At 70.6% G+C, this 26,045-nt stretch carries 20 protein-coding genes; 6 read left to right on the top strand and 14 right to left on the bottom strand.

Annotated elements, in window-relative coordinates; genetic code table 11:
- Positions 1 to 183 precede the first annotated feature (183 nt).
- Positions 184 to 1,692, top strand: coding sequence for an APC family permease (locus tag ACIRVH_RS38305; protein ID WP_403963660.1), 1,509 nt, complete (start codon positions 184 to 186; stop codon positions 1,690 to 1,692).
- A 20-nt stretch (positions 1,693 to 1,712) separates the two neighbouring features.
- Here the strand turns inward: ACIRVH_RS38305 and ACIRVH_RS38300 are convergent, their stop codons facing one another.
- On the bottom strand, positions 1,713 to 2,204 hold the full coding sequence (locus ACIRVH_RS38300) for a GbsR/MarR family transcriptional regulator (RefSeq protein WP_403963658.1): 492 nt from the start codon (positions 2,202 to 2,204) through the stop codon (positions 1,713 to 1,715).
- Positions 2,205 to 2,278: 74 nt separating this feature from the next.
- Here ACIRVH_RS38300 and ACIRVH_RS38295 point away from each other — a divergent pair, with 74 nt between their 5' ends.
- Both ACIRVH_RS38295 and ACIRVH_RS38290 read left to right on the top strand, forming a co-directional pair.
- Entirely contained in the window at positions 2,279 to 3,181 is a 903-nt protein-coding gene (locus ACIRVH_RS38295) for an ATP-binding cassette domain-containing protein (RefSeq protein ID WP_403963655.1), read from the top strand.
- Positions 3,178 to 4,746 carry an ABC transporter permease gene (locus ACIRVH_RS38290; RefSeq protein ID WP_403963653.1) on the top strand — a complete coding sequence of 523 codons (1,569 nt, stop codon included), beginning with the start codon at positions 3,178 to 3,180 and terminating at the stop codon, positions 4,744 to 4,746. Before ACIRVH_RS38295 ends, ACIRVH_RS38290 begins: the two co-directional genes overlap by 4 nt.
- An 18-nt stretch (positions 4,747 to 4,764) precedes the next feature.
- Here the strand turns inward: ACIRVH_RS38290 and ACIRVH_RS38285 are convergent, their stop codons facing one another.
- From ACIRVH_RS38285 to ACIRVH_RS38230, 12 genes are all read right to left on the bottom strand, one after another.
- Positions 4,765 to 5,985 carry a cytochrome P450 gene (locus tag ACIRVH_RS38285; RefSeq protein ID WP_403963650.1) on the bottom strand — a complete coding sequence of 407 codons (1,221 nt, stop codon included), beginning with the start codon at positions 5,983 to 5,985 and terminating at the stop codon, positions 4,765 to 4,767.
- 61 nt (positions 5,986 to 6,046) lie between these two features.
- Positions 6,047 to 6,508, bottom strand: a complete 462-nt coding sequence (locus ACIRVH_RS38280) for a hypothetical protein (RefSeq protein ID WP_403963647.1) — start codon at positions 6,506 to 6,508, stop codon at positions 6,047 to 6,049.
- A gap of 31 nt (positions 6,509 to 6,539) precedes the next feature.
- Positions 6,540 to 11,261: a DUF6531 domain-containing protein gene (locus ACIRVH_RS38275; RefSeq protein ID WP_403963644.1), complete on the bottom strand. Its 4,722-nt coding sequence runs from the start codon at positions 11,259 to 11,261 to the stop codon at positions 6,540 to 6,542.
- Positions 11,262 to 11,371: 110 nt separating this feature from the next.
- Positions 11,372 to 12,037, bottom strand: a complete 666-nt coding sequence (locus ACIRVH_RS38270) for a response regulator (protein ID WP_386573042.1) — start codon at positions 12,035 to 12,037, stop codon at positions 11,372 to 11,374.
- Positions 12,034 to 13,389, bottom strand: a complete 1,356-nt coding sequence (locus ACIRVH_RS38265) for a sensor histidine kinase (RefSeq protein ID WP_403963640.1) — start codon at positions 13,387 to 13,389, stop codon at positions 12,034 to 12,036. The genes ACIRVH_RS38270 and ACIRVH_RS38265 overlap by 4 nt, the downstream gene beginning before the upstream one ends.
- A 124-nt stretch (positions 13,390 to 13,513) precedes the next feature.
- Positions 13,514 to 14,194, bottom strand: a complete 681-nt coding sequence (locus ACIRVH_RS38260) for a response regulator (protein WP_403963637.1) — start codon at positions 14,192 to 14,194, stop codon at positions 13,514 to 13,516.
- Positions 14,191 to 15,570 (bottom strand): histidine kinase, encoded by a 1,380-nt coding sequence (locus ACIRVH_RS38255; protein ID WP_403963819.1) that lies wholly within the window; start codon positions 15,568 to 15,570, stop codon positions 14,191 to 14,193. The genes ACIRVH_RS38260 and ACIRVH_RS38255 overlap by 4 nt, the downstream gene beginning before the upstream one ends.
- A 376-nt stretch (positions 15,571 to 15,946) precedes the next feature.
- On the bottom strand, positions 15,947 to 17,161 hold the full coding sequence (locus ACIRVH_RS38250; protein ID WP_403963635.1) for an acyltransferase: 1,215 nt from the start codon (positions 17,159 to 17,161) through the stop codon (positions 15,947 to 15,949).
- A complete protein-coding gene (locus ACIRVH_RS38245) occupies positions 17,154 to 18,257 on the bottom strand; it encodes an alpha/beta hydrolase (RefSeq protein WP_403963632.1) in 1,104 nt (367 codons plus the stop codon). Before ACIRVH_RS38245 ends, ACIRVH_RS38250 begins: the two co-directional genes overlap by 8 nt.
- Positions 18,258 to 18,404: 147 nt before the next feature.
- Positions 18,405 to 19,313, bottom strand: coding sequence for an alpha/beta hydrolase (locus ACIRVH_RS38240; RefSeq protein WP_403963629.1), 909 nt, complete (start codon positions 19,311 to 19,313; stop codon positions 18,405 to 18,407).
- 195 nt (positions 19,314 to 19,508) lie between these two features.
- Positions 19,509 to 20,720, bottom strand: a complete 1,212-nt coding sequence (kynU, locus tag ACIRVH_RS38235) for a kynureninase (protein WP_403963626.1) — start codon at positions 20,718 to 20,720, stop codon at positions 19,509 to 19,511.
- A complete protein-coding gene (locus ACIRVH_RS38230; RefSeq protein ID WP_403963623.1) occupies positions 20,713 to 21,561 on the bottom strand; it encodes a tryptophan 2,3-dioxygenase family protein in 849 nt (282 codons plus the stop codon). Before ACIRVH_RS38230 ends, kynU begins: the two co-directional genes overlap by 8 nt.
- A 240-nt stretch (positions 21,562 to 21,801) precedes the next feature.
- On the opposite strand from ACIRVH_RS38230, the gene ACIRVH_RS38225 reads away from it, so the two are divergent.
- The 3 genes from ACIRVH_RS38225 to ACIRVH_RS38215 all read left to right on the top strand — a co-directional run bounded on the left by ACIRVH_RS38225 (position 21,802) and on the right by ACIRVH_RS38215 (position 24,407).
- Entirely contained in the window at positions 21,802 to 21,966 is a 165-nt protein-coding gene (locus ACIRVH_RS38225) for a hypothetical protein (protein ID WP_403963620.1), read from the top strand.
- Positions 21,967 to 22,058: 92 nt separating this feature from the next.
- Complete coding sequence (locus tag ACIRVH_RS38220) at positions 22,059 to 22,403, top strand: hypothetical protein (protein ID WP_403963617.1); 345 nt, start codon at positions 22,059 to 22,061, stop codon at positions 22,401 to 22,403.
- A 159-nt stretch (positions 22,404 to 22,562) separates the two neighbouring features.
- A complete protein-coding gene (locus tag ACIRVH_RS38215) occupies positions 22,563 to 24,407 on the top strand; it encodes a SpoIIE family protein phosphatase (protein ID WP_403963615.1) in 1,845 nt (614 codons plus the stop codon).
- Positions 24,408 to 24,522: 115 nt separating this feature from the next.
- Here the strand turns inward: ACIRVH_RS38215 and ACIRVH_RS38210 are convergent, their stop codons facing one another.
- Positions 24,523 to 25,971, bottom strand: a complete 1,449-nt coding sequence (locus tag ACIRVH_RS38210) for a recombinase family protein (protein ID WP_403963612.1) — start codon at positions 25,969 to 25,971, stop codon at positions 24,523 to 24,525.
- Between the last annotated feature and the right edge of the window lie 74 nt (positions 25,972 to 26,045).

Genomic DNA, 26,045 nt, shown 5'->3' with positions numbered 1-26,045 from the left:
TCCATCGGTGACCTCCGGGCCCGCCCACCGACGCCCTCCGGCGGGCCCCTCACACCGACTCTAAAGGTCTGGTGACAAATATTTAACCGTGCCGACCCCTTGAGGGACCGGTTCTCTCTCCACCATCCTGCCCTATCTAGGCGCGGTGCGTCCGCGCGTGGCGATCAGGAGAGGGGCCACCCGATGGCAGTGGACGAGGGCATCGCCCCGGCGGCGAAGACGGACGACGACGGAGTGGTTCATCGGCTGAAACCCAACGCCGTCGGCCTGCTCGGCGTGGTGTTCATGGCCGTCGCCACGGCCGCGCCGATCACCGCGATGACTGGCAACGTGCCCTTCATGGTGTCCGCCGGAAACGGCATCGGAGCACCCGCGAGCTATCTCGTCGCAATGGTCGTCCTGGCAATCTTTTCCGTGGGTTTCACATCCATGGCGAAGCACATCACATCCACGGGCGCCTTCTACGGCTTCATCTCCTACGGCCTCGGCCGCACCGTCGGCCTCGCCTCGGGACTGCTCGCGACCTTCGCGTACGTCGTCTTCGAGCCCGCCCTGATCGGGATCTTCTCCACCTTCGCCACGACCACCCTCAAGGACCAGTCGGGGCTCGACGTCCCGTGGTGGGTCTTCGCGATCCTGATGCTGGCGATCAACGCCACCGGCACCTGGTTCGGCGTGAGCGTGGCCGAGAAGCTGCTGGTGGTACTGCTGGCGACCGAGGTGACCGTGCTGGCCGCGATGGCCGTCTCGGTCGCCTTCCACGGCGGCGGACCGCACGGCTTCACGTTCGCGCCGGTCAACCCGGTCAACGCCTTCAAGGGCACGTCCGCCGGGCTCGGACTCTTCTTCGCCTTCTGGTCCTGGGTCGGCTTCGAGTCGACGGCGATGTACGGCGAGGAGTCCCGCGACCCGAAGAAGATCATCCCCAAGGCGACGATGATCAGTGTCCTGGGCGTCGGCGTCTTCTACGTCTTCGTCTCCTGGATGGCCATCTCGGGCACCGGCGCGGGAAGCGCCGTGGAGGTGGCGACCAAGGACCCGATGGGCCTCTTCTTCAATCCCACCGAGCGCTACGTGGGCCACTGGGCGGTCGACGTCATGCAGTGGCTGATGATCACCGGCTCGCTGGCCTGCGGCATGGCCTTCCACAACTGCGCCGCCCGCTACATGTACGCGCTGGGCCGCGAGGGCGTCCTGCCCTCCCTGAAGAACACCGTCGGCCGCACCCACGCCCGGCACGGCTCCCCGCACATCGCGGGCCTGGTGCAGACGGTGGTGAGCGGGCTGCTGGTGGGCGCGTTCTGGGCCGCGGGCAAGGACCCGTACAGCGGCACGTACGTCCTGCTCGCCATCCTCGGCACCATGGCGATCCTGGTCGTCCAGGCCGTGTGCTCGTTCGCGGTGCTGGTCTACTTCCGCGGCCACCACCCGGAGAGCCGGCACTGGTTCCGGACCACCGCCGCCCCGCTGATCGGCGGGATCGCGATGCTCGCGGTGGTCGTGCTGCTGGTGTCCAACATGGGCGCGGCGGCCGGCTCGGAGTCCGGCTCGCTGGTCCTGAAGGCGACACCGTGGCTGGTCGCGCTGATCGCGGCCGCCGGGATCGGCTACGCGCAGTACCTCAAGCGGCGCTCGCCGGAGCGGTACGCGCTGCTGGGGCGGACGGTACTGGAGGAGACGAAGGAGCGGTAACGCTCCGCCGGGCGTCGGCCTCAGTCCCCGAACCTCTCCTCGCGATACGCCCGCCAGCGTTCCATCATCTCGGCGACGTCCCGCTCGATGAACTCGAAGAAGGCGAGCGTCTCGGCCAGCCTGCGCCCGGCCGGTGTGTCGGGGCCCAGGCCGGCCACGCCGTCCCTGAGGGCGTCCTCCCAGCGTTTGATGATCGCCTCGCGGTTGGTGAGCGCCTCGTACCACTGGTCGCTGTGCACCCGGTACCGCTCCCGGCGGGAGCCGGGCTCCCGCTCGCGGGACACCATGTGCACCTGGGCGAGGTAGCGCACGGCGCCGGAGACGGCCGCGGGGCTGATCCGCAGCTGTTCGCCCAGCTCGGCCGAGGTCAGGGTGCCGGTGTCGGAGGCGAGCAGCGCGGCGAAGACCCGGGAGGGCATGCGCGGCATCCCCGCCTCGACCAGCTGCGCCGCGAAGTGCTCCACGAACCTCGACACCGACTCCGGGTCCCGCTCACTACTCGGCTCCGTCATGCCCCTCACTCTATCCGGGGTTCATGCACTTCCTTAACTTCACAAACTTCTGAAGGAAGCGTACGTTCGGAGGCATGACCAAGGCAATCACGGTCTCCGGACTCCACAAGTCCTTCGGCCGTACCCACGCGCTGGCCGGTCTCGACCTCGACGTCGAGACCGGCGAGGTCCACGGCTTCCTCGGCCCCAACGGCGCCGGCAAGTCGACCACGATCAGGGTCCTGCTCGGCCTGCTGCGCGCGGACTCGGGCGCGGCGCAGGTGCTGGGCCGCGACCCGTGGAAGGACGCGGTGGAGGTGCACCGCCGGATCGCCTACGTCCCCGGCGACGTGACCCTGTGGCGCAACCTCTCCGGCGGCGAGGTCATCGACCTGTACGGCAGGCTGCGCGGGGGGCTGGACGCGCGGCGCCGCGCTGACCTGATCGACCGCTTCGAGCTGGACCCCACCAAGAAGGGACGCACCTACTCCAAGGGCAACCGGCAGAAGGTCGCCCTGGTCGCCGCCTTCGCCTCGGACGTGGACCTGCTGATCCTGGACGAGCCGACCGCGGGTCTGGACCCGCTGATGGAGGAGGTCTTCCAGCGCTGCGTGGAGGAGGAGCGGGAGCGCGGCCGGACGATCCTGCTGTCCTCCCACATCCTCAGCGAGGTCGAGGAACTCTGCGACCGCGTCAGCATCATCCGCAAGGGCCGGACCGTGGAGACCGGCTCCCTGGCCGACCTGCGCCATCTGACGAGGACGAGCGTGAGCGCCGAACTCGCGGGCCCGCCCAACGGGTTGGCGCACCTGCCCGGCGTCCACGACCTGGACGTCCAGGGCCACCGGGTGCGCCTCCAGGTGGACGCCGAGCAACTGGACGCGGTCCTGCGCCGGTTGAGCGAGTCGGGCGTACGGTCCCTGACCTCGACCCCGCCGACGCTGGAGGAGCTGTTCCTGCGCCACTACCAGGATCTCGACGAGGCGGCTGCGCGATGACGACCTTCACGGGCACGGGAGTGCTGCTGCGTTTCTCGCTGCGCCGCGACCGACTGCTGATCCCGGTGTGGATCGCGGTGAACGCGCTGATGGTCCTCTCCATGCCGAACACCCTGAAGACCCTGTACGGCACCGCGGCCGAACGCGCCGACCTGGTCGGCCAGTTGCAGACCAACGCGTCCTTCCGCGCCCTGATCGGCCCGGTCTTCGACACCTCGATCGGCGCGCTGACGGCCTGGCGCGTGGGGGTGTACGCCGCCGCGCTCGCGGCCGCGATGAGCCTGCTGATCGTCGTACGGCACACCCGGGACGAGGAGGAGAGCGGCCGCCAGGAGCTGGTGGCGTCCGGGATGGTGGGCCGCCGGGCCTCCCTCACGGCGGCCCTGCTGGCGGCGGCGACGGCCAACGCCGTACTGGCCCTGCTGATCACGGCGGGCCTGTCCGCGCAGGGCGCCACGGGCGCACTGTCCTTCGGCCTCGGCCTCGCCGGGGTCGGCATGGTCTTCGCCACGACGGCGGCGATCGTCGCCCAGCTGACGGAGAGCGCACGCCTCGCCCGCGGCCTGACGGCGGCCGTCCTCGGCGCGGCCTTCGTCCTCCGCGCGGCGGGCGACTCGACAACGACCGACGGCTCGTCCCTCCTGACCTGGCTGTCCCCTCTGGGCTGGCTGGAGAACCAGCGCTCCTTCGCCGCCGAACGCTGGTGGGTGCTGCTGCTGTTCGTGGCGGCGGTGGCCGTGCAGGCCCTGATCGCCTACGAGCTGGCGGGCCGCCGCGACATCGGCATGAGCTTCCTGCCCACCAGGCCCGGTCCCCCCACCGGCCGCCTCGGCACGGCAGCCGCGCTGGCCTGGCGCCTGCAACGCGGCAGCGTCCTCGGCTGGTCCCTCGGCTTCTTCCTCGCCGGGGTCGTCTACGGCGGTCTCACGGACGGCGCGGCCGACCTGGTCCGCGACAACGACCGGGCCCGGCAGATCTTCGAGCGGATGGGCGGCCAGAGCGGTCTCACGGACGCGTTCCTGGCGGCGATGGTCGGCATGCTCGGCCTGATCGCGGCGCTCTACGTCGTCGGATCGGTCCTGCGCCTGCACGGCGAGGAGACCTCCGGCCGCGCCGAACCGGTCCTGGCCTGCGCCGTCGGCCGGCTCCGCTGGGCCGCGAGCCACCTCACGATCGCCTTCGCCGGCTCGGCCCTGATCATGCTCCTGGCGGGCCTGGGCTTCGCGGTCGGCTACGGCAAGCAGATCGGCCCGATCCTGGGCGCCTGCCTGGTCCAACTCCCGGCGGTCTGGCTGATCGGCGCGCTGGCCCTCCTGCTCTACGGCCTGGCCCCGCGCCTGGCCCCGGCCGCCTGGGGCATCGCCGTGGCGGCGCTCCTGATCGGCTGGGTGGGCCCGGCCCTGAACGCCCCCCGGATCGTCCTGGACCTGTCCCCGTTCGGCCACCTGCCGAAGCTGCCGGGCGGGAGGATGGAGTGGGGGCCGGTGCTGGTCCTGACGGGGCTGGTGGTGGCGCTCGTGGGAGCGGGACTGGCGGGGCTGCGCAGGCGTGACCTGACCTCGTGAGCCCCGCCGGGCCGGCGGTCAGGCGATCAGTACGTCCAGTCCTTCCAACCCCCGGATCACGAAGTTCGGCTTGCGCTCCGGGTCCGCCGCCAGGGTCAGGGCCGGGGCCTTCTCCAGCAGGGCGGTCATCGATGCCGCCAGTTCGATGCGGGCCAGGGGGGCGCCGATGCAGTAGTGGATGCCCGCGCTGAAGGAGATGTGGGGGTTGTCCTTGCGGGTGAGGTCGAGGTTCTCGGGGTTCCGGAAGACCTCGGGGTCGTGGTTGGCGGAGCCGAAGAGCATGGCGATCTCGGCGCCCCTCGGGATCGTCGTGCCGTCGATCTCGATGTCGTCCAGGACCCAGCGCTCGAAGAGCTGGAGCGGGGTGTCGTAGCGCATCAGCTCCTCGATCGCCGAGGGGACCAGGGAATGGTCGGCGCGGAGGGCGGCCAGCTGGTCCGGGTTGCGGAACAGGGCGTACCAGCCGTTGACCGTGGCGTTGACGGTCGCCTCGTGCCCCGCGTTGAGGAGGAGGACGGCCGTCGAGATCATCTCCTGCTCGGTCAGCCGGTCGCCCTCGTCGTGCGCGGCGATGAGCCCGGAGATCAGGTCGTCGCCGGGCTTCTTGCGGCGCTCGGCGATCAGCTCGCGGAGGTAGTCCGAGAACTCGACCGATGCCTGGACGGCCCGCGCCGCCGTCTCCTGGGACGGGTTCAGCTCGTACATCCCGCAGATGTCCGCCGACCAGGGGCGCAGCGGGGCCCGGTCGGACTCCGGGATGCCCAGCATCTCGGCGATGACGGCCACGGGGAGCGGCTCGGCTACGTCCGTGAGCAGATCCCCGCCGCCCGCCTCGACCAGCCGGTCCACCAGCTCGCCGGCGAGGTTCGCCACATACGGCTTCAGCTGCTCGACCGTACGCGGGGTGAACGCCTTCGACACCAGCCGCCGGATGCGGGTGTGGTCCGGCGGTTCGAGGTCGAGCATGCCGTGGTCGTTGAGCGTGTGGAAGGGCTCGTGCTCGGGCGCGGGCGCCGTACGCCCGAAGTCCTCGTGCGTGAACCTGTGCTGGTAGGTCCGGCCGAGGCGCCGGTCCCGCAGCAGCGCCGAGACGTCGGCGTGGTGCGGGATCAGCCACTGGTCGGTCGGCTCGTACCGCATCACCCGGCCGCGGGCGCGCAGCTCGGCGTAGGCCGGGTACGGGTCGGCCAGGAACGCGGGGTCCCAGGGAGCGAACACGAGGTCGGTAGGGCCTGCCATGCGGGGACGCTAACCCGTCGGCCTGGTGCGTGACCAGGGTTTACACCCTTCAGGTGTCCGCTCAGATCTGGTTGGCGACCAGGACGTAGTCGTAGTAGATCGGGTCGCCCTCTTCGTCCATCGGGTACTCGTAGCTGCTCTGGTTCGCGAGGATCACCTTCAGCTCCGGCAGGGCGTCGAAGCCCAGGTCGTTCTCCTCGACGGTGTGGCCCCGTTCCGCGAGCTGTTCGAAGAGGTCCTCGCTCGGGGTGCGGAAGACGTCGAACCCGTCGAGCAGCACCCGCACGTCGGCGTCCTCGTTCCGGAACCGGAACAGCTCCACACCGCTCAGCGCGCCCTTGGTGAACCCGAGCACGATGCCCAGCTGGGACACGTCGTGCGTGAGCGTGATCTGTCCCGGGTCCGCGTCACTCGCGACGACCCGGAAAAGTCCCCACTCCTGCACCGCGCCGCGCGCTTCCTCGACCGACATGCCGAGCCGGAAACGTGCGACGCCGACATGCGGCAGCAGTTCCAGTTCCATGCTCACTCCCTCGGTTACGTGCCCCGGACCCTCACGCCAGCAGGGCGTTCTCGTCGATGCTCCATCCTCGTTTCTTGAGCATCGCCTGGAGGGGCTTGTTGTGCTTCAGGCTGGCCACCATGTCCTTGATGTGCTGATCGTACTTGTCGGGGAATCGCCGCTTGATGTCGTCGATGTCCATGCGCATGGCTTCGGTGATGCGCCCCTGATTGATCAGCTCGCGCTGCCACTGCTGCCAGGCCTGCGACTCGTGCGAGTACCCCGTGCTGTAGAGCTGCTCGTGGTCGGCCTGCTCCATGCGAATGGCCGGGCCGTTGTTGACCTTCTGCTTCTTGTGGGGCTTGTTCGCGATGTAGAACCCGGGCTCGATGACGTCCTTGTACGCCGACTTGGCCGGGATGTGGTTGACCTCCATCGCCTGCGGATACCGCCTCCCGTCCGCCTGCCGGTTCGAGGGCAGCAGTCCGCCGTACCAGCCGCCGATCTGCGTGCACCCCTTGGCGACCAGGCCCTCGGGGTCCATCCACGTGAAGGGGTTGACGACGTACGCGGCGGCGTTGGGTGCGGGCACCAGTCCCAGCGGGTCCGACGACACGTAGCGGGCCGTCTCGGGGTCGTAGTGCCGGTTCAGGTTGTAGTGCAGGCCCGTCTCCGGGTCCGCGTACTGGCCGGGGAAGCGCAGCGGCGTGTGGGCCCCGGCGCCACGGTTGCGGGTGGTGATGCCCCAGACCGTGGAACGCTTGTACCAGGCGATGTCGCCCTGTTCGTCGACGAGTTCGGTCGGGGTGCCGATGACGTCGGTGACGATGGCGAAGAACCGGCTGTCCACCTCGCGCTGAACGGCGTCGGGCGGCAGTCTGCGTTCCAGCTGGGCCATCGGCTGCGAGCCCTCGTACTCCCAGGTCAGCGTGACACCCGTGGCGGTGTCGGTCTCCTCGGCCAGCTGGGTGCCGTCCCAGGCGAAGCGGACCGTGGCCGCCGCGCCGTGCCCGTCGGCACGCATGCGGTGCTTGGCGGTACGGCGGCCCAGTGCGTCGTAGGTGTAGCGCCACACGGTGCCGTCGGGGGTGGTGCAGGAGACCAGACGGTCCTCGGCGTCCCACGTGTAGCGCCAGGTGTCGGGCCTGCGGGACAGACGTCGCTTCTGGCGCAGCACGACCCGCCCGGCGTCGTCGTACTCGTAGCGCACGCCGTCCGCGCCGAGTAGCCGGCTTCCGTCGTAGGCCCGCTCGCCACGGCTCTCGGTGTGCCGGGCCTGGTCGGGCCAGTGGGCGTCGGTCTGGTTCCCGGTGGCGTCGTAGGCGTAGCGCTCCGACCAGTCGCCGGCGCTGACGCCGAGCGGGCGGCCCACCGCGTCGAGCTCGAACTGCCAGTCCGTTCCGGCCTGTCGGTCCGTGATCCGGGTCAGGAAGCCGTCGGCGCGGTAGCCGTAGGAGCGGTCCCGAACGGTACCGCGTGGCGTGGTCAGCGACCGGGCCGAAAGGCGGCCGATCGTGTCCCACTGCGAGTCGAGCGTCACCGGCGCGTGGGCGGGGCCCAGGGTGCGCCGTGTCTCGCGCCCCAGCTCGTCGTGGGCGAACCCGAGCGCGTGACCGGCGCAGTCGACGCGCACCCGGTTGCCCGCGGTGTCATAGGCGTACGAGGTGGTGGCGCCGGTCGGTGTCGTGCGCGAGACCAGCTCACCGTGCGGGTCGTAGCCGTAGCGCATGCTGCGTCCGTCGACCGTCTCCGCGATCAGCCGCCCCATGGCGTCGCGTTCCAGGGCGAGCGAGGAAGTCGGCGAGACGGCCGCGACGAGCCGGTCGTCGCTGTCGTACGTGTAGCGGGTGAGCACGCCGTCGGCGTCCTTCTCCAGCACGTTGCCCACCGCGTCGAACGTGAAGGCGATGCGCTGCCCGAGCGGGGTCGTCCGGGCGACGAGGCGGCCGGCGGCGTCGTACTCGTAGCGCGTGGTGCGTCCGTCGAAGTCGGTCTCGGAGTCGGTCAGGCCGGACGGGCCGTACCGGTAACTCCACGTCTTACCCTGCGGGTTGAGCACGGCGCTGATCCGGAGTTCGGTGTCGTACGCGAACTCGTGGCGAGCCCCGTCCTTGCCCGTGCGGGCGGCGAGCAGGTCGAACCACGTGTACTCGAAACGGGTCACACCACCCAGCGGGCCGGTGTGGGTCAGGCAGTTGCCCTCCTCGTCGTACGTCCACCGCTCGCTCGCCCCGTCGGGTGCGGTACGCCGGGTGAGCCAGCCGTCCGCCGTCCACTCCAGACGGGTCACGGATCCGGCGGGGTCGACGGACTCGCAGGGCCGTCCGAAGGCGTCGCGGCGCACCGTGTACGTGGCACCGTGCCCGTCCGAGACCGAAAGAACCAGGCCTGCCTGGTCGTTGGTGCGCGTCTCCGTCTCGCCGGCCGGGAACGTGACCGTGGCCGGGGCGCCCGTCGCGTCGTAGGTGAACGTGGTCGAGGTGCCGTCCGGCGCGACCATCCCGGTGCGGTTGCCCCGCTCGTCGAAGGTCTGCCGCCACACCGTGCCGTCCGGGCCGGTCATCGCCACCGGCAGGTGCAGCGCGTTGTACGTGGTCGAGGCCTGCCGCCCGTCCGGGTAGTGCACGGTCACGAGGTTGCCCGCGTCGTCGTACGTGAACCGGGAGGTGTGCCCCAACTCGTCGGTACGGGACAGCAGGTTGTCGTAGCGGTCCCACTCGAAGCGCACGGTGTTGCCGAGCGGGTCGGTCTCGCCGATCGTCTGGCCGAGCTGGTTGAAGCGGGTGACGGTGACCGCGCCGGTGGAGTCCGTGAAGCGGGTCTCGCGGGCGGCGGTGTCGTAGGCGAAGCGCGAGGAGAGCGCACCGTCGGGGCCGGTCGTCTCCACGACCCGGCCGGCCGCGTCGTACCCGTAGCCGTAGGTGTGGCCGTTGCGGTCGGTCCATGAGGTGACGCGGTGCTCGTCGTCGTAGCTGAACCGCAGAGGTACCCCACGCGCGCCCGACACTCCCACCAGGTCGTGCCTCTCGTCGTACGCGAACGAGGCGACCCGGACCGGGCCTTCGGGGGTCTCCAGGTCGAGGGCCGTGACCCGGCCGAGGTCGGTGTCCCGGGTGACGCGCACGCGGTAACCGCCCTCGTGCAGGAGCGCCGAAGGGATGCCCTCGTCATCGCGTGCGATCTGTATGGCGTTGCCGTTGCGGTCCTCCAGGTCGTCCAGCCAGTACAGGCTGCCGGAGGTGTACGGGTTGCCGGTGAACCGCCGGGTCAGGCCGGAGCGGACGTCGAACGTGGCGTACGTGACCTCGCCGAGGGCCGACCGGTCGACGTACGTGAGGGGAACGCGCTCGCCTTCCAGGGGCAGTACCTCCTGGCCCGCCTCGCGCGGCAGGTGCGGATACTGGAGCAGGGATCCGTCCTCGCGCGCCCAGATCGCGCCGCTGCCCGTCATTTCCAGGCGTTCGTCGAGCGTGGACGCCCAACTCGTCCCGAAACAGTGGCCGTAGCGGTAGCCGGATATGTGGGTGCGCCGCAGCACCAGCGGGAGAACGCCCGGCAGGGCCAGGTCCGTCTGGGACAGCACCATCTCGCCGCTCGCCACGTCGACCGGGTCGGTCTTGCAACGGCGCTGCGTCAGGGCCACGGCCTTCTCGCGGACGCTGTCCAGAGTCGTACGCAGCGACTCGGGAATCCTTCGCCGCGCCCCGCCGTCACCGCCCTTCTTGCCGCCGGTGATGGCGTTGACCCGGTCGCGGACGTCGAGGTCGTTGCCCTTGTGCAGGCGGGAAGTGGCCTTCACCCGGTCCGGGATGGTCTCGGTGACATGCTTGGCGATCTTGCCCAGGGCTTTCTCGGAGCCCTTCAGAGCGCCTTCGAGGACGGAGTCGAAAGCCTGGGTGAAGGGGTCCCTGCCGCGGGTGCGGCCGAAGGCACCCTTCGCCTTCGACAGCGAGCCCGTGCCGGACAGGTGCAGTTCCCCGCCGTGGGCGGAGACCTTGCCGGCGCCGTCCTCGAACTCGATGTGGTCGATGACGGTCCGCTTGCCCCCGCCGTCGGCGGAGGCCAACTGCATCCCGTCGCCGCCTCCACCGCCGGCGGAGGCCAGGTGCATCCCTCCACCGTGCTTGCCACCCGGGGCGCCCGAACCGCCCGAGCCCCCCGTACCTCCCGACTGTCCGTCGCCCGGAGCGGGGGGCAGGTGGAAGGCCCCCTCCACCAGGTCGAAGACCATGTCTTCGACCATGGACTCGAGCTTCGCGGTGACAGGAGCCGTCACCCGTGCCATCAACTCGTCCACGATCCGGTCGACGGCCTCGTCGATGACCCGCTTGACCGCCTGCCGCATCGCCGCGGTCTCCGCCGCCCCGATGACCGCCGACAGACCACCGGTGACGAAGGCCAGTCCCACCGATATGCCCAACGAGGCGGCCATCGCCCCGAGTTCGATCTCGGCCTTGGTCTTCATCCCGAAGATGACGTCCGCGACCACGTCGCACGCATCCGCGAACAGCCGGGCTATCTCCGGGACCTTCTCCAGATGCCCCGCCTTGACGTGGGACCAGTGTTTCTCCATCGCATCGACGGCCCACCCCTGCGAGGAGGACAGGATGCGGGACACCGCCTTGTGCGCATCGGCGCCATGGCCTTCGAACTTGTCGGCGAAGTCCCGCATGGCGTCGGCCATGTCGCGGTAGTCGTCCTCGTCGACATTCGGCCAGTTGATCCCGATGAAGTCCAGAATCTCATCGGCCCATCCGGGCAGAACGTAGCCCATCCCCCGTGTAACCCCCCGTCATCCGAAGCCTTCGCACATGCGCATCCGCAGACCCGCAATGTCGAACACTAGTTGGCAACAGGGATGTTCGTGCAAGATGGCACGCGCCGTCAGCCCGGTGTCACCAGCCGCGCCTCGTACGCGAACACCGCCGCCTGGGTGCGGTCACGCAGGCCCAGTTTCACCAGGATCCGGCTCACGTGGGTCTTGATCGTCGACTCCGCCACCACCAGCCGCTCGGCGATCTCCGCGTTCGACAGGCCCTGTGCGATCAGGACCAGCACCTCCGTCTCCCGCTCCGTCAGCTCGCCGTACGCCGCCTGTGCCGACGGCATCATGCGCGGTGTCTCCGACAGCCGGGAGAACTCGGTTATCAGCCGCCTGGTCACCGAGGGGGCGAGCAGCGCCTCGCCGGATGCCACCACCCGTACGCCGTCGGCGAGCTGGCGGGCCGAGGCATCCTTCAGCAGGAAGCCGGAGGCTCCCGCACGCAGCGCCTGGTACACGTACTCGTCCAGGTCGAACGTGGTCAGTACCAGCACCTTCGCCGTGTCGTCCGCCGCGACGATCTCCCGCGTCGCCTCGATGCCGTTCAGCTCCGGCATGCGGATGTCCATCAGCACCACGTCCGGCGCGAGTTCCCGCACCCGCTCGACCGCCTGGCGGCCGTTGACGGCCTCGCCGACGACCTCGATGTCCGGCATCGCGTTCAGCAGGACCGAGAAGCCCTCGCGCACCATCATCTGGTCGTCCGCGATCAGTACGCGGATCGTCATGCCCCACCCTCGCTCGCGGTGTCCGCCGCCGGCACCGGCAGGAACACGGTCACCTCATGTCCTCCGTCGGGCGTCGGGCCCGTCGTCATCTCCCCGTTCAGCATCGAGACGCGCTCCCGCATCCCCGTGATGCCGTGCCCGGCGCCCGGCGAGGGCTTCCGCTCGGCCGAAGCGGGCGGCGGGCCGTTCACTATGCGCAGGCCCAGGCCACCGAGCACGTACCCGATCTCGACCCGTGCCCCCGCCCCAGGAGCGTGCCGCAGCGTGTTGCTCAGCGCCTCCTGCACGATCCGGTATGCCGACAGCTCGACGCCCTGCGGCATTTCACGCACCGCGCCGGTCACCACCTTCTCCACCTCCAGCCCGGCCTCCCGCACATTGGCGAGCAGCCCGTCCAGGTCGCCGAGGGTGGGCTGCGGGGCGTCCGGCGCCTCGTAGTCCTCCGCGCGGACCACGCCCAGGACCCGGCGCAGCTCGGTCAGGGCCGCCACCGCGTTCTCCCGGATGGTGGCGAACGCCTTCTCCAGCTCCGGCGGCGGGTTCTCGACCCGGTAGGGCGCCGCCTCCGCCTGGATGGCGACCACCGACATGTGGTGGGCGACCACGTCGTGCAGCTCGCGGGCGATGGTCGTGCGCTCCTCCAGCAGCGTGCGCCGCGACCGCTCCACGGCGGTCACCGACTGCTGGGCGGTCACCTCCTGCTGGGCCTCCCTGCGTATCTGCCGGACGGAGACGGCCAGCAGGATCAGCGCGGAGAGGATCAGCATCGGGCCGACGTTGGTGTCGTAGTGGCTCCAGCCGAAGGCGCTCTCGGCGACGAAGCCGTAGGCCGCGGTCAGCGCCCACATCCACGCCGCCGTGCGCGGGCGGGTGCGCAGCGCGACGACCGTGAGCACGATCAGGTGGGACAGGAAGCTGCCCGGCAGCCAGGGCCAGTCGCTCCAGCCGCCGCCTATCAGGGCGGCGGTGACCGTGGTCGCGGCGAGCGAGAACCAGAACGCTCCCACCGGACGCGCCAGGGTCAGCAGGACCGGCCCCAGGGCCAGCAGCCCGCACAGCAGCGGCAGCAGTCCGGAGTCGTCCGTGCTCGCCACGGCGAGGAGCCCTGCCAGCGTGCCGAGGACGACCACGACCGTGTGCCGTGACCAGGCCGCGTACTCCCTCATCCGGCCGCCGCGGCGGGCGAGCCGGCCCTCGGCGACCCTGCGGGGCAGCGGGCGGTAGGCGAAGGCGTCGTGGAACAGGTCCTGCCGCAGCCCGCGCAGGGCGTCCGCGGCGAGCCGGAACTCCGGGCTGCGCGGCCTCGCGGCTCCGCCCGGCGGTGTCGGCTCGGTGTGCGTCGTCTCGGTCACGTGGAAAACGGTAGGCCCCGGGCGGGGTGGTGGTCGTCCCCTCGGAGAGGGGTCCTCGGGGATCCTTCTCAGGTACTACAGGTAGGGGGCGGGACGGTACCTACGGGTGCCGGTCGGACGGGGGTCAGCGGCCGCCGGGGCGGACCAGGCCGGACTCGTAGGCGAAGATCGCCGCCTGGGTGCGGTCGCGCAGGCCCAGTTTCACCAGGATGCGGCCCACATGGGTCTTCACGGTCTGCTCGGCGACGACCAGGTGCTCGGCGATCTCGGCGTTCGACAGGCCCTGCGCGATGAGTGCGAGCACCTCCGTCTCGCGCTCCGTCAGGTCGCCCACGCGCTGTTTGAGCGGCGCCCGGGGTGAGCCGTCCATGCGCGCGAACTCGGCGATCAGACGGCGGGTGATGCCCGGGGCGAGCAGCGCGTCCCCGGCCGCCACCACGCGCACCGCCTCGGCGAGCTGGTCGGCGGAGGCGTCCTTGAGCAGGAACCCGGAGGCCCCGGCGCGCAGCGCGTCGTACACGTACTCGTCCAGGTCGAAGGTGGTGAGGACCAGGACCTTGACGCCCGGGTGGTCGGCGGTGATGCGGTCGGTCGCCTCGATACCGCCCAGCTCGGGCATCCGGATGTCCATCAGGACCACGTCCGGGATCAGTTCGGCAACCTTGGCAATCGCGTCGCGTCCGTGCACCGCCTGTCCGATCACCTCGATGTCGGGCTTGGTGTTGAGCAGCACGGTGAAGCCCTGGCGGACCATCTGCTGGTCGTCGGCGATGAGTACGCGGATGGTGCCGGCGCCGCTCGTCATGGGGTCGGTTCTCCTGTCGGGGGCTGGGGGTGGTGCGGGTCGTCGTCGGACAGGGGCGGGAAGTAGATCTCGGGGCGGGGCAGGTCCGGGCGCAGCGGCCGGGGCGGACGGCGGGTGCCCGTCTTGGGGAGGAACGCCGTCACCATGAAGCCGCCGTGCAGGTTCGGGGTCGCGGTGAGGTGCCCGCCGAGCATCGCCGCACGCTCCCGCATGCCCAGCAGGCCGTGACCGGAGCCCGGGGAGGGCTGGACCGGGTGGCGGGGGCGGGAGTTGGTCACGCACAGGAAGATGCCGTCGGACTGATGGTCGACCTCCACCCGGACCCGCGCACCCGGGGCATGCCGCAGGGCATTGCTGAGCGCCTCCTGGACGATCCTGTACGCCGACAGTTCCACACCCTGTGGATAGGCGCGGGACGTTCCGCGGTAGTCGATGACGACGTCCAGACCGGCCGCCCTGGTGTTCTCGATCAGGGCACCCAGACGGGCGAGGTTCGGCTGCGGGGCGTCGGGGGCCGGGCCGGTGCCGGGTGCCGTCAGCCGGTACGGGTCCTCGGTCGCCCCGGGGTCGTCGGGGGACTCGGAGCGCAGGACGCCGAGGACACGGCGCAGCTCGGTGAGGGCCTCCAGGGCGTTGTTGCGGATCCCGGCGAGGTTCTCCTTCAGCTCCTCCGAAGGGTTCTCCACCAGGTGGGGGGCCACCTGGGCCTGGATGGAGATCACCGACATGTGGTGGGCGACCACGTCATGCAGCTCGCGGGCGATACGGCTGCGCTCCTCCAGGAGCGTGCGGCGGGCGCGTTCCTCCGCGGTGATCGTCGTCTGCTCGATCAGCTGGGTGCGGGCCTCGCTGCGGCCGCGCAGGGCGGTGCCGATGAGGACGGAGACGGCGAAGAGGGCTACCGCCGTGACGCCTGTCGAGGAGTAGTTCTGGGCGCCGATCGGGCCCTGCAGGACGTAGGTCGCCAGGGTCGTGACCGCCAGGGCGGCGAGGGTGACGCGTATGCGGACGCGCAGGGCGAGGAGGAGGAGCACGGCCATGTGGGCGAGCAGAGTGGGCGTGGTCCAGGGCCAGTTGGGGCCGGGGGTGGGGGACGGCTCCAGGTGGGGGCGGGCCAGGAGTGCGGTGAGGATGGCGGCGGTGAGGGAGAGGGCCCAGGCGGGGGTGGGGCGCCACAGGGCCAGCAAGACGGCGGTGGCCTGGAGGGAGGCGGCGAGGAAGGCTACGGCTGTGGTGAGGCCGTAGGAGGTGTGCAGTTCGTCTCCGCCGGCCAGGGCGATGCCGAGGGCTGTGTAGGCGGTGAGGAGGTAGGTGAGGAGGCGGAGCCAGCGGTACTTGGAGAAGGGGGGTGAGTGGGGGGAGGGGGCTTCTCCCAGCCAGGTGCGTAGGCGGGACTTGGCGGGTGCGGATTCGGGGGCGGGTGTGGTTCTGGGTGCGAGTGCGGGTGCGGTTGCGTTGGGGGGCACCCGGCCTTCGGCCGGGTCCGGGTTCCCACCCGCACCACCCGTACTGCTTTCGTCGTCGTGTGCGGGTGGCCCCTGTGGGGCGAAAACGCCGTCGGCGGCCTCGGGTTGGCCCTGGGGGAATGAGTTGCCGTCGGCGGGTGCGGGCTGGCCCTGGCCCTGGCCCTGGCCCTGGCCCTGGCCCTGGCCCTGGCCCTGGCCCTGGGGGACGAAATCGCCGTCGGTGGACTCGGGTTGGCCCTGGGGGGCTGCGTTGCCGTTGGGGGCCTCTGGGGTCACTTGGTCAACTTTAGGCATTGTGTGGGGTCTTTGCTCGGGGGGTGTGGTGGCGGATGAGGCGGGAGGGGCGGTTTCGGGGGCGGCGGGGGCCCTGTTCGTGGTGGCGGAAGGTCAGCCAGAAGAGAGCCAGGGTCAGGGCGAAGAGGGGGAGGTAGGCGAGGCGGGACGCCACCCAGGTCAGGGAGTCGGGGCGGGTGTGGAGGCCGGGGAGGCGGCCGGCCAGGAGGGCAGCGGCCGTGGTGGTCATCAGGGCCGTCTGGTGCCACAGGAAGATCGTCATCGCCGAGAGGTTGGTCAGGGTGACCGCCGACCAGGCGAGGGGGCGGGTCATGGCCCGGTGCAGGCGGTCTCGGAGGAGCAACGCCAGGCCGCACTGGGCCAGGCCGAAGGTGACGGCCGCCAGGGTCGGGGGGTTGAGGTTGGAGGTCGGGGTGCCGGGGACGCCGACCATCGAGGCCGGGTAGCCCGCCCAGAGGATCAGGGCCGCCGTCGCCGTCGTACCGGACATGACCAGGACCCAGGCTGCTCGGCGGCTTTCCAGTTCGCCTCGGGTCCAGGCCGCGCCCAGGGTGTACGGGACCAGCCAGCCCGCCGCCAGGTTCACCCAGCCGAGCCAGGACGGACCGGTGTGCAGGCCGAAGCGCAGGACGTCCACGTGCAGGACGACGGCCAGGGGCCAGAGGGGGTTGAGGCGGGTGAGGAGCGGGGTCGCGGCCGTCAGGGCCGCGAAGACCAGGAGGAACCAGAGGGGGGACAGGGCGAGTTTGAGGAGCGTGTGGAGGGTGGTGAGCTGGGCGCCGGTGAGGAGGAGGGAGAGTGCGGCCACCGTCCACAGGGCCAGTAGGGCTGCCACCGGCCGTAGGAGGCGGGCGAGGCGGGTGCGGAGCCAGTCGCGGTACGTCGTGCCTCGGGCCTGCGCCGAGGCCAGGCTGCGGGTCGCCACATGGCCGCCCACCAGGAAGAACACCGCCAGTGTCTGGAAGACCCAGGAGACCGGGGCCAGCCAGGGCATGTGCTGCAGCGGGCTCGCCGTGTGCAGGCCGCCGTCCTGCGCGACCAGTGCAGTGACCAGCCAGTGGCCGAGGACGACACCGAGTATCGCGAAGGCGCGCAGGGCGTCCACCGCTCGGTCCCGGGAGACGGGTGTGGCGGCGTCCACGCGGTGGGCGCCCTGACGGATCGCGTGCAGTGCGCGGCGGGCGGCGTGCGGGGTCGGCTCAGCCACGGGTCACCTCCGAGGTCTCGCCGAGGGCGATGCGGGCCAGGTTGGCGAGGGATACCGAGCCCGGGGTGAAGTAACCGCTGTGGTCGGCGTCGGCCGCGTCGAAGACCCGGGCGCCGAAGGCGCGGGAGACGGGGTCGGTGCCGAAGCCGAGGGTGGCGAGGAGGAGGTCGGCGCGGACGTGCGGTACGTGCGCGACCCAGTCCCTGCTGCCGCGGGCCGCCCAGACTCGGGCGGGGGTGTGCAGCCCGGCAACGGTGTCCGCGGCGGTGCCGGGGCTGCCGAACAGGACCACGTCGTCCACGGGCAGGGCGGGGGCGGAACGGGCGCAGACGACGGAGCCGTAGGAGTGGCAGAGGAGGGAGATCTGGGCGGCCGTGGTGGGCGTCAGGGTGCGCAACTCCCTTATGAACGCGCGGAGACGGGGGGCCGCTTCGTCGGCTCGGGTGGTGGTCGTGACCGTGGTGCTGATCGTGGCGGGGGTCTTGTAGCCGAGCCAGGCGATGACGGCCGTGCGCGGGTCGGTGCGGTGCGCTTCCCGGTAGAGGGCCGCTGCGGTTCTGTGGAAGCGGGCGTAGGTGTCGAGGGTGGTGTCGGAGCCGGGGACCAGAACGGCGATGTGGTCTGCGCGGGTCGGATCGCCGAGGACCTCTACGGCCTGGCCCGAGCCTCTGCCGTCGAAGGTGAGGAGGTTGCGGGTGGCGAGGGTTCGGTCGGCTGCGGCTCGGTGGAGGTCGCCGTGGGCGGCGGCCATGTCGGCCGCGTGGGTGGCGTTCTCGCGGTTCGCCTCGTAGGTCGACCGGAGGGTGGCTGCGGTGGGGGCAGGGAGCGTGGGCGGGCCGGGGGCCGGGATCCCGGGGTGGGCGGCTGCGGTGAGGGCTGCGACTGTGGTGGCCGTGAGGAGGGCCTGGCGCCAGATGCGGCGGGATTTCGGGTGCGGGTGCGTGGGTGGGCACCCGGCCTTCGGCCGGGTCCGGGTTCCCACCCGCACCACCGGTACTGCTTTCGTCGTCGGGTGCGGGTGGCCCTCGTGGGGCGGATTCGCCGTCGGCGGCTGCGCGTTGCCGGTCCGGAGCGGCTGCGGCGGGTTGTGCCCCATGATTCGGTTCCTCCCGGAGCGCCCGGCCATCGGGCTTGTCCGAGAAGGAAGTTAGGAATCGGGGGGTGTCGTCGGCGTCCCGCCAGGGAGCCGTTCTGCGAGGTAGCTCTCAGGTACTACGGGTATGACGGGGGCGGAGGGCAGGCGTCACCACGCCAGTTGGGCGATCTCCTCCGCCACCACCGCGCACGCGTCCGCCGCCGGGTCGATCAGCGGGAAGTGGCCGACGTCCTCCAGCAGCGTCAGACCCACCACCTCGCCCGCCTTCGCCGCCGCGTCCGCGTACGACTCGGCGACCGCCTGCGGTACGACGAGGTCGGCGCGGCCCTGGACCAGGGTCGTCGCGATGCCCGTCGGGAGCAGGAGCGCGGGGTCGGCGTACGGCCTGCGCTCGGCGAAGTCGTCCTGGCCGCCGAGGAGTTGCAGGGCGGCGTTGCCGCAGACGTCCAGCTTCTCCGACACCGCGAAGTCCGCGATCGGGGCGAGCGCCACCACGCCCCGCAGCGGGGCCGGGCGGTCCGTGCGCCAGGGGGCGTCGGCGGGCAGGACGTGGCGGGCGGCTGCCCACAGGGCGAGGTGGCCGCCCGCCGAGTGGCCGGTGAGGACCATGCGGCGGGGGTCGGCCAGCGGGAGTGCCCCGTGGACCAGGGAGGGGAGGACGTCCATGGCGGCGGCCACGTCGTCGAAGGTGTCGGGCCAGCGGCCTGCCAGGGGCGTGGGCGGGGCTCCGGCGCCAGGTCCGGATCCCGTGTTCTGCGCCGGGATCTGCGGGTCGCCGCCGCGCCGGTACTCCACGTTCGCCACGGCGAAACCCTTACGGGCCAGGTAGTCCACGAAGGGGGTGATGTGGCGGCGGTCGTAGGGGGCGCGCCAGGCCCCGCCGTGCAGGACGACGACCAGGGGGGCGAGGGTCGTGTCGGTCCGCGGGGCGTAGAAGTCGATCACCTGGTCGGGGTGGTCGCCGTACACGGCGGTGACGTCGGGGTCGACCGCGGGGTGCGAGAAGGCCGACTCCTCTTCGGCGGCGGCGCGGGCTGCGGCGGCGTCGTCCGGCATGCTCCAACCTCTCAGCGACGATGCGGGTGCCTCCCAGCCTTTCGGCACCGGGGGAAGGCTTGGCGGACCAGGCGGCGATTCTTCGTCGACCGTTGGCGGGGACGGTATCAGGCCGGTGACGTGCGCGGACATGGGGTTGTCACACACGGTGAGGGCGGGGCGCAAGCGCACCCCGCCCCAGCTGCCGCGACTCGCCTAGCCGAGCACCTCCGCCAGCACCCGTGCGGCCCGCTCCGCATCGGCGAAGCTCACGTACAGCGGGCTGAAGCCGAAGCGGAGGACGTCGGGGTTGCGGAAGTCGCCGACCACGCCCCGGTCGATGAGCTGCTTCATCACGTCACCCGCGTCGGGGCAGCGCAGGGCGATCTGGCTGCCGCGCTCCTCGTGGCGGTCCGGGGTCACGGAGGTGACCCGGCCCGGCTCGGTGTACGCCGCGACGCACTCCAGGAAGAAGTCCGTCAGGGCCAGGGACTTGGCGCGGACCGCGGCGACGGAGACGTCGTCCCAGATCTCCAGGGCCGCCTCCAGGGCCAGCATGGACAGGATGTCCGGGGTCCCGACGCGGCCGCGCAGGGCACCCGGTGCCGGGTCGTAGGACTGACTCATACCGAACGGCTCGGCGTGCGAGTTCCAGCCGGGCAGCGGGGAGTCGAAGCGGTCCTGCAGGTCACGGCGGACGTAGAGGAACGCGGGCGCACCCGGGCCGCCGTTCAGGTACTTGTAGGTGCAGCCGACCGCCAGGTCGACCCCGTGCTCGTCCAGGCCCACCGGCAGCGCGCCCGCGCTGTGGCACAGGTCCCAGACCGCGAGCGCGCCGGACGCGTGGATCGCGGTGGTCAGCGCGGGCAGGTCGTGCAGCCGGCCGCTGCGGTAGTCGACGTGGTTCAGCAGCACCACCGCCGTGCGGTCGCCCAGCGCCGCGGGGACCTCCCCGGGGGTCACCGGGCGCAGGGTGCGGCCGGTCAGGCGGGCCGCCGACTCGGCGATGTAGCCGTCCGTGGGGAACGTCGTCGCGTCGACCAGGATCTCGTCGCGGGCCGGGTCCACCATGCGGACCGCCGCCACCAGTGCCTTGAAGACGTTGACGCTGGTGGAGTCGCCCACCACGATCTGGCCCGGCGCCGCGCCGACCAGCGGGGCGATGCGGTCACCGATCCGCTCGGGGGCCGTCCACCAGCCGCTCTCGTCCCAGGAGCGGATGCGCAGCTCGCCCCACTGCCGGCGGACGACGTCCTCGATCCGGCCCGGCACGTTCGCCGGCAGGGCGCCGAGGGAGTTGCCGTCCAGGTAGACGCCCGCGGCGTCAGCCGCATGATCGGATGCAGTGTCGAGGACGAAACGGGAGCGCAGCGGGGCCAGTTCGTCGGCCGCGTCCAGCTTCTTCGCGCGCAGGCTCAGCTCAGACATGGGACCTCGCCGTCCACAGCTCCGGGAACACGTTCTTGCCGGCGCGCTTCTCCAGCCAGGCCACACCGGCGGAGCCGCCCGTGCCGGCCTTGGCGCCCATCGCGCGGCGGGTGGCGACCAGGTGGTCGTTGCGCCAGCGCCAGACCAGTTCGGCGACGTCGGACAGTGCCTCGCCGAGGCGGGCGAGTTCGGCGTTCTGGTCGCCGGAGTAGATCTCCGTCCAGGCCGCCTCGACGGCGTCGGAGGTCTCGTAGCGCAGGGCGACGTCCCGGCGCAGGACGGACTCGGGGATCGCGTGGCCGCGGCGCGCGAGCAGCCGGACGACCTCGTCGTACAGGCTCGGCTCGTGCAGCGCCTTCTCCAGTTCCGCGTGGACGCGCGGGGCGCCGCGGTGCGGGACGAGCATGGACGCGGACTTCTCGCCGAGCAGGAACTCCATGCGGCGGTACATCGCCGACTGGAAACCGGATCCCTCGCCGAGGGCGGAGCGGTACGAGTTGAACTGGGCCGGGGTCAGCTGGCCGAGCGGCTTCCAGGAGGCGTTCAGGGCCTCCAGCTCCCGCACGGAACGCTTCAGCGCGGCGACGGCGGTCGGGACGTCGTCCGAGCGGAGGGCCTTCGCGGCGGTCTCCCACTCGTGCACGATCACGGTGAACCACAGCTCCATGACCTGGGTGGTGACCAGGAAGACCATCTCTCCGGGGTCGTCGGAGAGGGTGTGCTGGAGGTGGGTGAGCACGTCCGCCCTGACGTAGTCCTCGTACGGCGTCGTACCGGCGAAGTCGAGATGCGGGGTCTCGGGCTCAGCGGCCTCACGAGGGGGGCGAGCCGGTTGGGACATCGCTGTCTCCTGTTGTTGCTCCGGGTAGCGGTCCGCCCCTGCCGATGCCGGCACGGGGGCCCCGGTCCCCAAGCGGAATCCTCCGCAATCCCATCGGATACGGCAAGGCCCGTCTGCTGCCAGACGGGCCACACCGGGCACTCCCGTACCGGTCAGCCCAGGGTCTGGGCGCGGCGGTTTGGCTCGTGATCCCAAGAGAAGGGTGAATTATGTAACCGTAGACAAGGAGGGGATTGCGATATGACCGAACAGGAGTGGCTGGACAGCCTCGCTGCCCAGCTGCCGGAGCGGGACCTCACGTGGGTGTTGGACCTTGCCAGGATCTGTTCCACCCGGCAGGTGGGCAACAAGCCCCCGACGGGCGATATCGGCGAATCCGGCGCGACCGACAGTCACTTTGTGTGACGTCGACTGCGGCGGGGGATCGACGGGTGAGCCGTTCGCACTCACGCGCGTGCCGCACCACTGCAGCCTCTTGCCTGCGAGAACGTGGCGCCATGGTGATGTGGATCCGCACGTATGACGAGTCTTTGGACCTGTGGCAGTACTTCGAGGGTGATGAGGAGGGGTGGGTTCTTCGGCAAGTGGACTTGCGAGGCGAAGACGGCACCCCGGTGACCGCAGCCTCCTTGGAGGAGGTTCTCCGGTATCAGGAGCGCGCGGAGATCGCCGTGATGAGCCGGTACGAGCAGCGGTACGGTCTCGTCGCCGAGGGAAGGCTCACCGGATGGGAAGCAGCACCACGTGCCGGCACGATCTCGGCCGAGGAGTTCGAGAGGGTATGGCTGGAGGCCCGGCGGACTCTGGGTGGTGCCGAACCGCCCCCGAACCCGGACGAGTGACTGCCGCCTCGGCCTAGCCTCGAAGAGCAGGAACCGAACCGTGTCGGCATGCCGAGGTCGGTTCGTCAGTGTGCGTAGGGCGGTGCGACCGGGCCGGCGGAGGGCCTGGCCCTGCTCCCTCGGCTCACCCAGGTCGCGGGAAGAGTCCTGTCGGCCGAGATGCGTCGCATCTGCCATCCCCTCACGATGGAAAAGAGCCGTGCTTTGCCCAGACAGCAGGAGAAGACGGTGAATGCTGAACAACTCCCGCCGTCGTGGCTCTTTCCCCAGGGCCAGGTACATGCGCCGCCGAACATGGGGACCGACCCCTTCATACCGCTGGTCGACGGTACTCAGACCTCCTGTGAGTGCGGATTACTGCGTGGGATCGTCGAGGGCACTTCCGCCCCCGTGGTCATCCTGGACCGCCATCTGCGCTACCTCTACGTGAACCCGGCGTGGACACGCGTCACCGGCATTCCCGCCGCCACCTTCCTCGGCAGGACGCTCGGCGAGGTACTGCCGGACATGCAGGCATCCGACGACGTGCTGATCGAGGTGTTCGCCGACGGCCAGCCCCGAGAAGTGACGCTCAACGGCACCACGCGTGTCCCGTCCCCGGTCGGGCGCAGACTCTGGCGCGCGGTCTTTCACCGTCTTGAGGTGCAAGGGCATGTTGCCGGTGTGTGCGGTATCGGGGTGGAAGTCAGCAACCTGCGCCAGTACCTGGACGACCTTGAGAACGCCCACCAGCGGCTCGCCCTCCTGGACGCCGTGGCCACCCGGGTCGGCACCACCCTCGACGTCGAGGCCACCTGCGCCGAACTGGCCGACTTCCTCGCACCCTCCCTTGCGGATGTCGCCGCGGTCGGGATCGTCGAGGAGGAGTTCTTCGGCGTGCCACCGCCGGCTCCTGGACTGCTTCGGCTGAGAAAGATGAAGCTGACGGCACCATCTGAACTGCAACGGCACCTTCGCGAGTTCGGTGGGCCGGAACCTTACGTTGATCTTCCGCGCGGTTCGGTGACCCGGCGCTGTATCGAAAGCGGACGTCCGTGGCTTGGCAACCTGGCTCCCGACGAGCTTTTCCAGAAAGTCACCGTGGATCCCGAACGCGTGAGGATATTCCGCTCGGCCGGCGTCCACTCGGTGCTCATCGTTCCGCTGCCCATGGCCGGGCGCTGCGTCGGCATCGTCCTTCTGATGCGGGTCGGAGTATCACCGCCGTTCAACGACGACGACGTCCTGACCGTGCAAGGCGTCGTCGCGCGGGCCGGTGCCGCCATCGACAGCGCCCACCGCTACAGCCACGAGCACACCATGACGCTGGAACTCCAGCGCGCCCTGTTGTCGGAGCCCGACAGCACACATCCCACCGTCGAGGTGGCCACGCGCTACCTGCCCTCGGGCCGCAGTGCCCTGGTCGGCGGGGACTGGTACGACTCCATCGCTCTCCCGGACCACCGCACGCTGCTGGTCATGGGCGATGTGATGGGACACGGCTTCCAAGCCGCGGTCGCCATGAGCCAATACCGCTCCGTCCTGCGCACCGTCGCCACCGCCGGACTGCCCGTGGACGCCATGCTCAGCGAAGCCGATCGCAGATCCGCACGCATCGGCCTCGACCGCGCCGCCACCTGTCTGCTTGTCCTCGTCGACCCCGAGGCCGGCACCTGCTCCGCGGCCACGGCCGGACACCTGCCGCCCCTGGTCATCCGCCCGAACGGCAGCACCGGCTTGCTGCACCTCCCGGCCGGCCCTCCCATCAGCACGGAACTCGGCGACTACGAGATGACAACGTTCGCATTCGAGCCGGGCTCCGTACTGCTGCTCTACACGGACGGTCTCGTCGAACAGCGCGGCGTAGACATAGACGACTCCGTACGGTCCCTCGCCGAGATGGGACTGTCGGCAGACGATCCGCTGGACCACCTGCTCGACACGCTCCTGACCCAGCTGACCAGCGGCATCTGTGACGACGACATCGCGCTCCTCGCGGCACGACGACGGCAGGGTCCAGGGTGAGCGGGCCGGCGAACCCGCCTGCCCTGTACAGGGGATCGAGAAGTGCTGCCGGTCCTGTGACCACGTCAAGGAACGAAGCCGGGCCCCATCCACAACGGGCTCGGCTTCTCCACCGTCACCTGAGCACTGGCTCAATGTCCGCCGGGTCGAAGATCGGCCCGTTCGAAGCGGGTTTGACGATGACGGCACGGAAGACCTTGAGGACAGCAGCGCGCTGCTGCTCGATCGTCAGTTTCTCCCACCGGTCCCGTATGTCGATGGGGTCGACTTCGAAGGTCGCGACCTCGGCCCGGTGCAGGGCACGCTCTCGATGTAGCTCCGCGATCTGCTTCTCCAAGTCCTCGGTGAGCGCGATGTAGCGAGCGGCCGACATGCGCTTTTCCTCCCACGCCTGCTTGAACTCGGCCATGTCCCGCTCCAGGGCGATCAGTTGCTCCTCCTTGGTCCATTCCGGCGCACGCTCGCGCACATGCGCCGACGCCTTGTCCGAACTGAGGAACACGGCGTTCCTGATGAGGCGGTCGACCGGTTCGCCGGCCCTGGCCACTCCCCCGCATCCCCCGTCGTTCTTGCCCGGGCACGCGTACCGGAACTGGGATGACGTCTTCGACTTCCGGTACGACGGGAAGGCCCGCATCTTCGCGCCGCATCGTCCGCACCGAGCGATGCCGGAGAGCAGGTACTTGGTGGCGTAGTCCCGTGCGGTGCGCCCCTCCGACTCCTTCCGGACCTTCTCCATGAGCAGGTACCACTCGTCGGGGGTGACGATCGGTTCCCAGTCGCCGACGACAGGGGCACCGTGCTCGTCCAGGAACAACTCCCCCTGGTGCATCCGGTAACCACAGATCCGTGGGTTCATGAGCATCCGCTTGATCTTGGAGTCGTCGAAGACGCCACCGCTGTGCGACCTGACCCCCTTGTCACGCCACTCTCGCGCGATGGACGCCCAGCGGACGCCGCCCAGGAAGTCCCTCACGGCCTTACGGAGGTTCTCCGCCTCTTCCGGTACCAGCGTCCTGCGATCCTCGCGGTTCCAGCCGTACGGTGCCCGGCCCCCCGGGAGCCTGCCCTGCGTCGCGAGTTCCAGGTGCTTGCGTTTCGTACGCCGCGACGTGTCCGCGGATGACTTGTTGGCGATGGTGACCTTGATCCGCGCGATGAACCGGCCGTTCTCCGTGGAGAGGTCGATGTCCGACGCCGACACCGAGTCGAAGACGAGGCGGCGCTTGCGGCGCTCGGCGTCCTCGTACTCGTCGATCCACGCCTCCAGTTCGCGCGGCTGGCGCGTGAAGCGGTCGATGTCCCAGGCGACGACTCCGTCGATCCGCCCGGCCTTGAGGTCCTCCAGCATCTGACGGAACTCCGGGCGCACGGTCTTGCGCTTGTACGCCGAGAGGTCGTTGTCCTCGTAGACCCTGGCCACCTCCCAGCCCCTGGCAGCACAGTGCAGTCGGCAGTCCTCCTCCTGACGCGCGACGCCCAGCCCTTCGGCCTCGTCGTCCTTGCTGATCCGGGTGTAGATGCCGACCTGCACGGACCCGGAGGATCCCCGTCGTGCTGCCATGCGCCGGATCGTCGCACATCGCGATCAGTTACATCAACCGCCGTTCTCATTCACCCTCGTACCGCGGCCGATTC

It is taken from the genome of Streptomyces sp. NPDC101165 (genome assembly GCF_044768135.1).
GTDB lineage: Bacteria > Actinomycetota > Actinomycetes > Streptomycetales > Streptomycetaceae > Streptomyces.
Note: the sequence above shows the minus strand (reverse complement) of the source record. Positions and strands in the feature narration are given on the sequence as shown.

Excerpts from the sequence above, each read along its gene's own strand:
- ACIRVH_RS38220 (WP_403963617.1), top strand. The coding sequence starts at position 22,059 with ATGGTGATGTGGATCCGCACGTATGACGAGTCTTTGGACCTGTGGCAG.
- ACIRVH_RS38300 (WP_403963658.1), bottom strand. The coding sequence starts at position 2,204 with ATGACGGAGCCGAGTAGTGAGCGGGACCCGGAGTCGGTGTCGAGGTTC.
- kynU (WP_403963626.1), bottom strand. The coding sequence starts at position 20,720 with ATGTCTGAGCTGAGCCTGCGCGCGAAGAAGCTGGACGCGGCCGACGAA.
- ACIRVH_RS38305 (WP_403963660.1), top strand. The coding sequence starts at position 184 with ATGGCAGTGGACGAGGGCATCGCCCCGGCGGCGAAGACGGACGACGAC.
- ACIRVH_RS38290 (WP_403963653.1), top strand. The coding sequence starts at position 3,178 with ATGACGACCTTCACGGGCACGGGAGTGCTGCTGCGTTTCTCGCTGCGC.
- ACIRVH_RS38230 (WP_403963623.1), bottom strand. The coding sequence starts at position 21,561 with ATGTCCCAACCGGCTCGCCCCCCTCGTGAGGCCGCTGAGCCCGAGACC.
- ACIRVH_RS38210 (WP_403963612.1), bottom strand. The coding sequence starts at position 25,971 with ATGGCAGCACGACGGGGATCCTCCGGGTCCGTGCAGGTCGGCATCTAC.
- ACIRVH_RS38280 (WP_403963647.1), bottom strand. The coding sequence starts at position 6,508 with ATGGAACTGGAACTGCTGCCGCATGTCGGCGTCGCACGTTTCCGGCTC.
- ACIRVH_RS38270 (WP_386573042.1), bottom strand. The coding sequence starts at position 12,037 with ATGACGATCCGCGTACTGATCGCGGACGACCAGATGATGGTGCGCGAG.
- ACIRVH_RS38215 (WP_403963615.1), top strand. The coding sequence starts at position 22,563 with ATGCGTCGCATCTGCCATCCCCTCACGATGGAAAAGAGCCGTGCTTTG.
- ACIRVH_RS38275 (WP_403963644.1), bottom strand. The coding sequence starts at position 11,261 with ATGGGCTACGTTCTGCCCGGATGGGCCGATGAGATTCTGGACTTCATC.
- ACIRVH_RS38240 (WP_403963629.1), bottom strand. The coding sequence starts at position 19,313 with ATGCCGGACGACGCCGCCGCAGCCCGCGCCGCCGCCGAAGAGGAGTCG.
- ACIRVH_RS38295 (WP_403963655.1), top strand. The coding sequence starts at position 2,279 with ATGACCAAGGCAATCACGGTCTCCGGACTCCACAAGTCCTTCGGCCGT.
- ACIRVH_RS38245 (WP_403963632.1), bottom strand. The coding sequence starts at position 18,257 with ATGGGGCACAACCCGCCGCAGCCGCTCCGGACCGGCAACGCGCAGCCG.
- ACIRVH_RS38260 (WP_403963637.1), bottom strand. The coding sequence starts at position 14,194 with ATGACGAGCGGCGCCGGCACCATCCGCGTACTCATCGCCGACGACCAG.
- ACIRVH_RS38285 (WP_403963650.1), bottom strand. The coding sequence starts at position 5,985 with ATGGCAGGCCCTACCGACCTCGTGTTCGCTCCCTGGGACCCCGCGTTC.
- ACIRVH_RS38225 (WP_403963620.1), top strand. The coding sequence starts at position 21,802 with ATGACCGAACAGGAGTGGCTGGACAGCCTCGCTGCCCAGCTGCCGGAG.